11 protein-coding genes are annotated in these 11,199 nt (G+C 60.2%); 2 read left to right on the forward strand and 9 right to left on the reverse strand.

What is annotated here, in order from left to right; all coding sequences use genetic code 11:
• Positions 1–45 precede the first annotated feature (45 nt).
• Both FJ946_RS16550 and fdhF read left to right on the forward strand, forming a co-directional pair.
• A complete protein-coding gene (locus tag FJ946_RS16550; RefSeq protein WP_140565612.1) occupies positions 46–1,719 on the forward strand; it encodes an NAD(P)H-dependent oxidoreductase subunit E in 1,674 nt (557 codons plus the stop codon).
• A complete protein-coding gene (gene fdhF / locus FJ946_RS16555; protein ID WP_140565609.1) occupies positions 1,719–4,511 on the forward strand; it encodes a formate dehydrogenase subunit alpha in 2,793 nt (930 codons plus the stop codon). The genes FJ946_RS16550 and fdhF overlap by 1 nt, the downstream gene beginning before the upstream one ends.
• Before the next feature lie 263 nt (positions 4,512–4,774).
• On the opposite strand, the gene FJ946_RS31175 is transcribed toward fdhF, so the two are convergent.
• From FJ946_RS31175 to FJ946_RS31180, 9 genes are all read right to left on the reverse strand, one after another.
• Positions 4,775–5,149, reverse strand: coding sequence for an SH3 domain-containing protein (locus FJ946_RS31175; RefSeq protein ID WP_281405857.1), 375 nt, complete (start codon positions 5,147–5,149; stop codon positions 4,775–4,777).
• Between the two features lie 327 nt (positions 5,150–5,476).
• Positions 5,477–6,220, reverse strand: coding sequence for an SPOR domain-containing protein (locus tag FJ946_RS31540; RefSeq protein ID WP_348640508.1), 744 nt, complete (start codon positions 6,218–6,220; stop codon positions 5,477–5,479).
• The gene (locus tag FJ946_RS31545) at positions 6,112–6,768 is read right to left on the reverse strand and encodes a serine hydrolase (RefSeq protein ID WP_348640505.1); all 657 of its coding nucleotides are present in this window, start codon (positions 6,766–6,768) and stop codon (positions 6,112–6,114) included. Before FJ946_RS31545 ends, FJ946_RS31540 begins: the two co-directional genes overlap by 109 nt.
• A 292-nt stretch (positions 6,769–7,060) precedes the next feature.
• A complete protein-coding gene (locus tag FJ946_RS16570; RefSeq protein ID WP_140559903.1) occupies positions 7,061–7,753 on the reverse strand; it encodes an amino acid ABC transporter permease in 693 nt (230 codons plus the stop codon).
• A 20-nt stretch (positions 7,754–7,773) separates the two neighbouring features.
• Positions 7,774–8,490 (reverse strand): amino acid ABC transporter permease, encoded by a 717-nt coding sequence (locus tag FJ946_RS16575; RefSeq protein ID WP_140565605.1) that lies wholly within the window; start codon positions 8,488–8,490, stop codon positions 7,774–7,776.
• Between the two features lie 66 nt (positions 8,491–8,556).
• Complete coding sequence (locus tag FJ946_RS16580) at positions 8,557–9,384, reverse strand: transporter substrate-binding domain-containing protein (protein WP_140565603.1); 828 nt, start codon at positions 9,382–9,384, stop codon at positions 8,557–8,559.
• A gap of 24 nt (positions 9,385–9,408) precedes the next feature.
• Positions 9,409–10,149, reverse strand: coding sequence for an amino acid ABC transporter ATP-binding protein (locus tag FJ946_RS16585; RefSeq protein ID WP_140565601.1), 741 nt, complete (start codon positions 10,147–10,149; stop codon positions 9,409–9,411).
• A 57-nt stretch (positions 10,150–10,206) separates the two neighbouring features.
• A complete protein-coding gene (locus FJ946_RS16590) occupies positions 10,207–10,770 on the reverse strand; it encodes a peroxidase-related enzyme (RefSeq protein ID WP_140559900.1) in 564 nt (187 codons plus the stop codon).
• The gene (locus FJ946_RS31180) at positions 10,767–11,075 is read right to left on the reverse strand and encodes a hypothetical protein (RefSeq protein ID WP_246673072.1); all 309 of its coding nucleotides are present in this window, start codon (positions 11,073–11,075) and stop codon (positions 10,767–10,769) included. The genes FJ946_RS16590 and FJ946_RS31180 overlap by 4 nt, the downstream gene beginning before the upstream one ends.
• Positions 11,076–11,199: the final 124 nt, after the last annotated feature.

Consider the following 11,199-nt stretch of genomic DNA (forward strand, 5'->3'; position numbering starts at 1 on the left):
GGTATCGTTAAGAGGTAAGGGCGTTTCACTCGGGGAGGTGAGCACATGACGATCCAGGAACGACGGCCGCGTGATCGCGGACCAAAGGGCAGGCCGCTGGATGACGCCGCGCTCGCCGAGGTCCAGGCGCTCCTGGGCGCGCGCCAGCGACGGCGCGACTTGCTGATCGAATTCCTTCATCTGATCCAGGACCGATATGGCTGCCTGTCGGCGCGGCATTTGCGGGCGCTGGCGCAAGATATGCGCTTGTCGCAGGCCGAGGTCTACGAGGTGGCGACCTTCTACGACCATTTCGACGTTGTGAAGGAAGGCGAGATCCCGCCGGCGCCGTTGACAATCCGCGTGTGCGATTCAGTGAGTTGCATGCTGGCGGGCGCCGACACGCTCCTGGCCGAATTGCAAGCGGGCGCCGATCCAGCGGCGATCAGGGTCATGCGTGCGCCCTGCATGGGCCGTTGCGCTGGCGCGCCTGCCGCGCGTATCGGTGATCGCGAGGTCGACCAGGCAACCGCCGAGGGCCTGAGGCGCATGGCCGCGGCAGCGGAGACCGGTGTGAGCCTGCCCGATTATGTCGGGCTGGAGGCGTATCGGCAGGCGGGCGGCTACCAGCTTTTGCAGCGGGTACGGATTGGGGCGCTGACCACGGACGAGCTCATCGCCACCCTGGGCGATGCAGGCTTGAGGGGTCTGGGCGGTGCGGGCTTTCCCGCTGGCAAGAAGTGGCAGTTCGTGCGTTCCTATCCGGGCCCGCGTCTGATGTCGATCAATGGCGACGAGGGGGAGCCCGGCACCTTCAAGGACCGCATCTATCTCGAGCGAGATCCGCACCGTGCCTTTGAGGGTGCATTGATCGCGGCGCACGCCGTCGAGGCGGAACGGATCTATCTTTACATGCGTGACGAATACCCTGCGGTGCTCGCCATTCTTCGTCAGGAGATCGCCGCACTCGAGGCCACCGGCATCGTCAAGCCGGGCTTCATCGAGCTCCGCCGCGGCGCTGGTGCGTATATCTGCGGCGAGGAGAGTGCGATGCTGGAAAGCATCGAGGGCAAGCGCGGCATGCCGCGCCACCGCCCCCCCTACATCGCCGAGGTCGGCCTGTTCGGACGACCGACGCTCAACCATAATGTCGAGACGCTCTGGTGGATCCGCGACATCGTCGAAAAGGGCGCGCAATGGTTCGCTGCGCAGGGCAGGCCCGGCCACCCTGGCATCCGCTCATGGTCCGTATCCGGCCGGGTGAAAAATCCCGGCGTCAAGCTGGCGCCGGCCGGCGTCACGGTACGCGAATTGATCGACGACTATTGCGGCGGTATGGCGGACGGTCATGAGTTCAAGGCCTATTTGCCGGGTGGCGCCTCAGGCGGCATCCTGCCAGCAGCACTGGGGGACATTCCGCTCGATTTCGGCGGCGATCTGGCCAAGCAGGACGCCTTCGTCGGCTCCCATGCTATAGTCGTGTTCTCGCGGGCCGACAATATAAAGCAGGTCACGCTCAACCTCATGAAATTCTTCAAACATGAGAGCTGCGGGAAGTGCACGCCTTGTCGCGAGGGAACCGAAAAGTTGGTGGCTATCTTGCAGGAGCAGGGCCCGATGCCGGAAGATAAGATTCGCGACCTCGAAGCCGTGATGCGCGATTCGTCGATCTGCGGCCTGGGCCAGGCGGCGCCCAATCCGATCAACCATCTGCTGACGCATTTCCGGAGTGACCTCTGATGGCCGAGAGCGTGGTATTCACCCTCAATGGGCAAACCGTGAGCGCCGCCCCTGGCGAGACTATCTGGGATGTCGCCAAGCGCCAGGGAACAAAGATTCCGCATCTGTGCCATGTCGACATGCCGGGCTATCGTCCCGACGGCAATTGCCGCGCCTGCATGGTCGACATCGAAGGCGAGCGCGTGCTGGCTGCCTCCTGCGTTCGCCAGCCTTCCGCCGGCATGGTCGTGAAAACCGATACCGAACGCGCCCGCAAATCGCGCGAGATGGTATTCGAGCTTCTCGCAAGCAACATGCGACCGGCGAGCGACGGTCCAGACAACCAGTCGGCATTCTGGCAATGGGCCGGTTCGATGGGGATTTCGGGCAGCCGATACCGTTCCAAGTTCACCGAGGAGGGGCTAGCGCCAGAATTCGACATCACCAATCCGGCCATTGCCGTCAATCTCGACGCGTGCATCACCTGCGGCGCTTGCGTGCGCGCCTGCCGCGAGGTGCAGGTCAACGACGTGATCGGCATGGCCGAGCGCGGCAATCACTCGATTCCTGTCTTCGATATGCACGATCCGATGGGCCTGTCGACCTGCGTCACCTGTGGCGAATGCGTCCAGGCTTGCCCGACTGGTGCGCTCTACGAGAAATCGCTGATGGACGAGACCGGCAAGACGCGTGTCGTCCAGGCGTTCGACAAGGTCGTCGATACGGTTTGCCCGTTTTGCGGCGTTGGCTGCCAGACGCAGGTCGCCGTCAAGGACAATAAAATCGTCCAGGTTGACGGCCGCAACGGTCCGGCGAACGAGAACCGGCTCTGCGTCAAGGGGCGCTTTGGCTTCGACTATGTGATGTCGCCCGAACGGCTGACGAAGCCGCTGATCCGGCGCGACGACGCGCCGAAGGCCGGCGACATTGATCTGCGCAATGTCGACCCGCTGACAGTGTTCCGTGAGGCCAGCTGGGAAGAGGCGCTGGAGCGCGCTGCCAGCGGGCTGAAACGCATCCGCGACCAGCATGGTGGCAAGGCGCTGGCTGGCTTCGGCTCGGCAAAGGGGTCGAACGAGGAGGCCTATCTCTTCCAGAAATTCGTCCGGCAGGGTTTCGGCACCAACAATATCGACCACTGCACCCGGCTCTGCCACGCCTCTTCCGTGGCCGCTCTGATGGAGGGCGTTGGCTCTGGCGCGGTCTCGGCGCCTTTCATGGACGCCATGAAGGCCGAATGCGTGATCATCATCGGGGCGCGGCCGGCGACAAACCATCCAGTGGCCGCCACCTATTTCAAGCAAGCGGCAAAGCTCGGCACCAAGCTGATCGTGATGGATCCACGCGGCCAGGAACTGATGCGCCACGCCAGTTATGCGCTGCGCTTCAAGCCGGGCAGCGACGTGGCGATGCTCAACGCGCTGCTGCACGTCATCATAGAAGAGAGGCTCTATGACGAGCAGTACATCCAGGCCAATGTCTCCGGCTTCGAGGCATTGAAGGCCAAGGTGAAGGATTTTTCGCCCGAGGCGATGGCTCCCGTCTGCGGCATCGAGGCCGGTGTACTGCGCGAGGTGGCGCGCACCTATGCCAAGGCGGAGCGCTCGATGATTTTTTGGGGCATGGGCATTTCGCAGCACACCCACGGCACGGACAATTCGCGCTGCCTGATCGCGCTGGCGCTGATCACGGGGCATGTCGGGCGCGCCGGCACAGGCCTGCATCCGCTGCGCGGCCAGAACAATGTCCAGGGCGCCTCGGACGCGGGCCTCATCCCGATGTATTTCCCCGACTACAAATCGGTGGAGAATGCCGATATCCGCGGCCAGTACGAGAATTTCTGGGGCCAGACGCTCGACCCCAAACGCGGCTTGACCGTCGTCGAGATCGTCGACGCGATCCATGACGGCGAGATCCGGGGCATGTACATCATGGGCGAGAACCCGGCCATGTCCGATCCCGACCAGAGCCATGCGCGCGCCGCACTCGCCAAGCTAGAGCATCTGGTTGTTCAGGACATCTTCCTGACCGAAACAGCGTGGCATGCCGACGTGGTGCTCCCTGCCTCCGCGCATGCTGAGAAGCTCGGCACTTACACCAATACCAATCGGCAGGTGCAGATCGGCCGGCCGGCCGTCAACCTGCCGGGCGAGGCGCGGCAGGATCTCGATCTCATCATCGAGCTTGCCAGACGCATGGGGCTGGACTGGAACTACGGGCACGTTTCGGACGTCTTCGGCGAAATGGCGCAAGTAATGCCGTCGCTGAAGCACATTTCCTGGGAGCGCATCGAACGCGAGGAGTCCGTCGTCTATCCTGCCGATGGTCCTGATGTTCCTGGCAACGAGATCGTCTTCACCACCGGGTTTCCGACCGCGGATGGCCGCGGGCGCATCGTGCCCGCCGACCTCCTGCCTCCCGACGAGGTGCCCGACGACGAATATCCTCTGGTGCTAACCACCGGGCGCCTGCTGGAGCACTGGCACACGGGCGCCATGACACGCCGCGCCGGGGTGCTCAACGCGATCGAGCCCTACGGCATTGCTGCAATGAATCCCTACGAGATCAAGCGCCGCGGCCTGGCGCAGGGAGACGTGATCAACGTGGAGACGCGGCGCGGCATTGTCGAAGCCATTCTGCGGGCCGATCGAGAGGTCGCCGATGGCATGGTGTTCATGCCGTTCTGCTTTAATGAGAGCCCGGCCAACATGCTTACCAATCCTATGCTCGATCCTTACGGCAAGATCCCCGAGTTCAAATATTGTGCCGCGCGGATCGTGGCGGCATCGAGATCGGTCGAAGCTGCCGAATGACGTTTGGAACCTGCCCGCGGAGGTAGTGTTGGGAGACGGCTGACTTGAGGAAGTCCATTGCTCGACGGCCGCCGGAATAGTCGGGCAGGCCGTCGCGAAGGCTCGCGACAGGTGGGAGGGGCGCTATCGCCGGCCAGATGTCAGCCATAGTTGTGCGGAACGCCCTCAACTCGGCGTTCTTCTCGCGAGGTTTGATTTGGCTGAAGGCGACGCGAAATGCCATCACCGGCCGACCAGCAGCAGCCTTCTGACGAGTGCTGCTGTTAGAGTGTTTCGTTAGGATAGATGCCCCAAAGGCGGGTTTGCCTGACGAAACCTGCCAGCGACTTGACCGCGACCCTGCACCATTGCCCGTCGCAGCGCACCAGTTCGACAATTACTTCCGGCGCCAGCCAGGCGGTGACGAGGCTGGAAACCGAAGGCTTCCGGCGCAGCGCGATCTTGTCCTTGCTCCATGGGGCGGTTACAGCGGTCCTTCGCCCCGAAAGAAGCGGACCGAAGACCCAGCCGGATGTTCCCTGCCAATCTCGCACGCGCCGCCAGTTTCCATATTCCTGGTAGATTTCAAGCGGAATCCTGGGCCGGACATAAACCCATTCGACGTCATATTGGGTGCCCGGTCCGACCCGCATATTCACAGGAGAACTCTTCAACGACGCGAAGCGGGGCAAGGCAATCCCGTTGACAGCAGCTTGAGGGCCGGCCTTTGTGACAGTTGCAACACATAGTGCAGCGATGAGGCAACAACGAAGGACGCTACCCGTGACGAAAAAGCCGCAACCGGTGTCTTGATAAGTCGACGAGACGACGTTGCTCCGAGGCGCACAACCGCGGCGTCTCACACCGAAGCCCCATGCGAAGGATTGAAGAGGGCTCGAGGACATCTTTCGATATTGCCGCGTGGTCCTGGTGAGACAACGTCGGGAGAGGCGAGTTGCAGCGTTCGCATGGGCGTTCGATCCCACCTACCGAGTGAGCGCGTAGCAATCGATTTTTTTGAGCGCCAGTCGCCCGCAAGCGCGCCACGCTTCCGACTTGTTATCGAAGCCGGCATATCGGGCGCGGTAGTACACATCGCCATCTTTTTCGAAGGCCTCGGTAAAAGCAGAAGTGTTCGAAAGCAGTTTTGGCGCTTTGCGAGCCGCCAGTGAAAGGATTTCACGAGCTGCGGCCTTGCTTGGCATCGATCCAATCTGGATGATCCATTGACCTTCTTGGGTGGAAGCGGTGCTGATCGGATCGATGGCATCGGCAGACAAGGCCTGCTCCCTGGACACATCGCCCATCGCCTCAGCGGCGAAAGCGGCTCGGGAATCGGCCACCCGGGCTGGCTTCCACGTCGGAGTGGGCACCGATGCGTTCGAAGCCGCGGAGGCGACCAATGCGCTTTCTCCGCCACGATCGATCCTGAACCGGTCCGGACCGTTGGAAGCCTTAGCCAGATAGCGGCTGATGAGACGCTTCATGCGTGCATCTCGGCTCCTGACCGTATGTCCGCCCATCACCACCGCGACGATGCTGCGGCCCTGCGCCTCGACGGAAGAAACCAGGTTGAAGCCCGAGGCATTCGTGTATCCCGTTTTGATCCCATCCACGCCCTTCACCCGGCCGAGCAGATGGTTGTGATTGCCGAAGCGCCGACCTTTGTATTTGAAGGATCGGGTGTTGAAGTAGGAATAATAGCCAGGGTGATGATCCCTGAGCGCCAGGCCAAGGCGTGCCATGTCGCGCGCCGTGGTCTTCTGGCTGTGTCGGGCAGTCCGTTAGCGTTCCTGAACGTGGTGGAGGTCATTCCCAACTGTCGTGCTTTTTGCGTCATGAGACGTGCAAAGCCGACCTCCGACCCGCCGAGGAACTCGCCAATGGCCGTCGCGGCATCGTTGGCGGACTTCGTTACCAGCGCCAATATGACCTGTTCGACGGTGATCGTTTGACCCTGCTTCAGTCCGAGTTTGGAGGGAGCCTCGTTGGCGGCATTGGCCGACACCGGTATCGCCGTGCCTTTCGAGATCCTGCCGCTCTCGAGCGCGTCGAAGATGAGGTAGAGCGTCATCATCTTGGTGAGAGACGCTGGATAGCGCGGAGCGTCCGCATGATCTCTGTAGAGGGTCTTGCCTGTCTTGGCATCGATGACAATGCCTGAAAATCTGGAATTGGCCTGCACGGCGGAAGCAGAGGCGGCGCAAAACACGATGACGACCGAGATCCTCAAGGCGAATTTCAACAATGACGCCGGGAAGGCGACAAGCTTCTCCATTACCAGATACATCCGCCCGCCCGTCGCCGCTCCGTGTAAAATGTGGCCGGGCGAGCCGGCCATCGGATCACGAAGCTAGGCAGGCACCGTTACCAATTGGTTATCGCATTCTTAACGAGAGGCCTCAAATTGTCTCGGCTCTATCCCTCGATTCCGCACCAGATAAGGTCGGCCGCCGTGACGGTTCGCGGAACGCCGCACGGCTCGAGGCGCGCATCGATTGCGGCATCGACTACCAGGATGCTTCCGCGGAAGACAAGTCGATCTTGCTAGAAGATTCTATTCTACATCCTCAGGTCCGTACCCTAAGCGCTTGCTCCAGCCTGTCGGCGATTTGTGTGACGATATAGGCAATCACCATGTAGATCACGACGGCAATTACGAAGGCTTCGAGATAGTAGAAATTCAACGCGGCGGTCAGCTGTGACTGCGCGAAGATATCGACAACCTCGATGGCGAATCCGAGTGAAAGCGCCTTCATGATAACCATCATCGAGGTTGTCAGATCGGGAATTGCTGTCAGGGCGACCTGGGGAAATAGCACCCGTCGGAACAGTTGGCCCCTTGTATAGCCAAGCGAATAGGCTGCATCTGCCTGACCGGTGTCAAAGGCGTTGAGGGCTCCCTTGATAATCTCGGCCTGGAACGCCGCGACACAGCCGGTCACCGCAATGACAAGGATAACCCAATTGGGCGTTTGGTGGGCGTTGAAGTCTATGCCAACCAATGAAAACAGAAACTGAAGCGCGGGGGGAAGACCGAAATAGGCGAGGAAGATCACGATCACCATCGGAACGCCCTTGAAGACGACCTTGTAGGCCATGACGAGCTCTCGCAGTGCGGGAATCCGTCTATATTCCACGAGCGCAAACAGGCTGCCGACCATCGTCGAGAGCACGAAGATCGTGAGGGCCATTGCAAGCGTTACGGGTACGGCGCCCAGAATTTCCCGCGAGTCCTGGAGCAGGATATCGGTCTCAAACATGGTCAAATACCCTTGTTAGGTCACACGCTCGCGATCAGTGTGTTCTTGATCTGAGCAGATGTCGTAGCCTCCGGTGCCTGCATCGGGGAACGAAGCTCGAAGAAGCGGACGATGAGCCATGCGATCAGGCACATCACCGAATAGATGACCGCCAGCACGAGATAGGTTTCGAACTGGTACTGATTATAGTCGCGCTCCATGATCAAATGCGCGGTCGCCATGACATCCGCCGCCCCGATGTACATCACCAGCGCAACGTTATGGATCAGGTAGATGACGGAGTTCCCGTAGCCCGGCAATGCGAAGTGCACTGCTTGTGGCCCGATGACGCGCGTGATTTTCTGGCGAAAGGTATATCCAAGACTGTCTGCCGCATCATGCTGGCCGCGATCGACGGCCAGATATGCAGGTCGCAGGACTTCTGACAGGTAGCCGCCGTGATAAAAACTCAACGCCACCATCGCGGCGATCGTCGGCGAGAAAAAATCTTCGGAGCCGAACAGGATTACCAGCAAGGGAAGCCCGTAAAACGCAACGAACAATTGGAGGACGACGGGAACACTCCGGGCATAGGATACGTAGAGATCCGCCAGGTGACTGATCACTGGCACCCTGCGGACCCGGAGTGTTGTCGCAAGGAGAGCTAGGCAGAGCCCAGCAATGAGGGCCGTAAAAGTGATGGCCAGCGTCAGCGGCAACGCCGAGAGCAACTCGGGAATCATAGCAGAAACGTCCACTTGGAACACTCCTTCTTGCAGTTCTGCCTCAACGCCGGCTATCCAGATGCAGCTAAGGACGCCTTGTTACTTCATGTACTTCACGATGTCCTCGCCGAACCACTTCTGCGAGAGCTTGTCGATCGTGCCGTCGTCCTTCAGTTCCTTGAGCACCTTGTTGACGTCCTCGGCCAGGATCTTGTTTTCCGCTGACCGGTGAATCAGCATGTACGTGTTGTTGCTGTAGACCGGATCCGATGCGACGATATCGAGCTTCTTGTTGTCGATGACCGCCTGCTCACCGAGGTTAGACGGTAGAACCAATGCGTCGAACTTGCCGTTCTGAACTTCATCCAGGCGGTTCGGGTAGGGGATCCCGGCGCTCGATGCCGTGACGTCGAGCTTGTATTGCGGATTCTCTTTCTGCCAGTTCATGATGAACTTGTAGGTTCCGCCACCGGCCGTGGTCGGAACGATCCTCTTGCCGACCAGGTCCTTCATTTCCTTTATGCCGCTGTCTTTCTTGCTATAGATTTTCATCAGACTGGCGCCCATCGGGTTCTCTGGAATGATGAATTGCTTCTCTCGCTCGGGCGACTTGTAGTAGCCACCTACGGCGATGTCGTACTTCCCGGTGGCAAGGCCGGTTTCCTGGGCGATATCAGAGACACCTTCCATTTCGAACTTGTATTGCGGCAGCTTCGCATTGATCGCCCTCAGAAGATCGGGCTCATAGCCTTGCGGTTCGACGCCGATGGCGCCCCAGGCCAGCGGCTTGGATTCGGCAGACGTCGCGATCTTGATCGTCCGGACGGCCTGACCATAGCTGGTCCCCGCGGTTGCAAGGGCAATTGCGATGCCACCAGCGACGGCCAGGACATAGCGGCGGGAAAAACCGGATGTGATTGCAGACATTTCTTGGGTTCCCTTCTTGTTGAGCTATTGAAAAGCGAGTTCTGACTGCAGGAATTGAGCCAGTCGTGGACTGGAAGGCGCGTCGAAGATTTCAGCCGGATTGCCGTCGGCGGCAACCACGCCACGGTCCATGAAAACGATCCGGTTCGAGATGTTCTTTGCGAATTGCATCTCGTGGGTCACAAGCAGCGACGTGATCCCTGACGACGTGACATCCTTGATCACCTTCAAAACTTCACCGACAAGTTCAGGGTCCAGCGATGACGTAGGCTCATCGAAGAGGATGACGTCAGGACGCACCGCCAGCGCGCGTGCGATGCCGGTGCGCTGGAGCTGGCCGCCCGAGAGCTGGGATGGATAGCTGTCTCGCTTCGACGAGAGACCGACCCGATCGAGCTCTCTGAGCGCGATTTCCTGCGCCTCTTCCCTGGATTTGCGCTGCACCACAACGAGCGGATCCATCACGTTCTGGAGGACCGTCATGTTCTTGAAGACGTTGAACTGCTGAAAGACCATCGCGGTCCTCAACCGGATCGCCTGGACAGCGGCCTTGTCGGCACGCTGGTAATCCATCCGAATCTGATCGAACGCGATGGTTCCTGACGACGGCTTGGCCAGATAGTTGATGCATTTCAGCAGCGTGGTCTTGCCGGTGCCGCTGGGGCCGATGATCGACACCACGTCACCCCGCTTTACCGAGAGATTGACGCCGTTCAGGACCTGCGTGCTTCCGTAAGACAGCTTTATATCTTTGAGTTCAAGCATTGCTGGTTGGCCCTTCGGAAAGTGTGGGACGGACTGGCTTGACCGTATGCGACGTCATCACTCGCTCTCCGCATGGCCCAGGACATGCATCAGCCGGTTTGCCCAGCCGAAGATCGCTATGGCGTGGACGAGGTCGATGATCTCGGCATCATTCATGCCGACTGATCGCAGCGAGGCGACGTCGTCTGCCGTCGCTTCCGACGGCGCCGCCGACAGGCGGCGGGCAAAGTTGTAGATTGCCGCATCGCGCGACCCGAGCTTTTCAGGTTTGTCGAGATACAGCGCGGTGACCACTTCATCGCTCTTGGTCAGCTCTGCATGCCGGCGGGCGTGAACAACGGCACAGAATTTGCAGCCATTGACGATCGAGGCACCCAATGCGCCAAGCTCGCGGTCGGGACGGGCAAGCCCGCCCTCGACGTACATGATCGCGTTGAACAACACCGTGCGGGCAAGATAGCTCTCGGGATCATGCACAAGGGTGCGCACATATTCCGAAACTTTCTTGGCCGACGGCGTAACCTTCATCGCTTCGAGCTGTTCCGGCGTTGCCTCCGATAGCTCGACCGGTGCGATATAGGGATGCCAATTCAGCGGCTTCAGGCGCACCGAGGAAATCATGCCCGCCTCATCAATCGCAAGCCGGTTGCGACCCGAGTCTGGAAGTTGATGAAGGCAATCAATTCGGAGAGCGCAACGATCTGGGGATTGTTCAATCCGGCTTGGGCGAGCAGAGCAATGTGGCTCGCCTCCGCCTTTTTCGGCGTCAGGGTGATCAGGTCAACATGTCGGGCGATGGTCGCCAGGGGTTCATTCAAACCCGTTTCCCCCCAGGCCAAGGACAGAAGCTGCTCCGTGGGACCAAGCTGAGCCAGTTGCACGTCATATTCGGCCATCAGGACAGGATCGGCGTTCAGAGCTGCCATGCGACGGGCCAGAGCGACCCGCAAATTCGGCGCCAGCCCCTGATCGTTTGCCGGCTGCAGGACGGAGAGGCGACATTCCTCAGCCCCTCGCACGAATTCGGGCCGAAACCGCCGTGCAGCGAAA

It is taken from the genome of Mesorhizobium sp. B2-4-7 (genome assembly GCF_006442685.1).
Classification (GTDB): Bacteria; Pseudomonadota; Alphaproteobacteria; order Rhizobiales; family Rhizobiaceae; genus Mesorhizobium.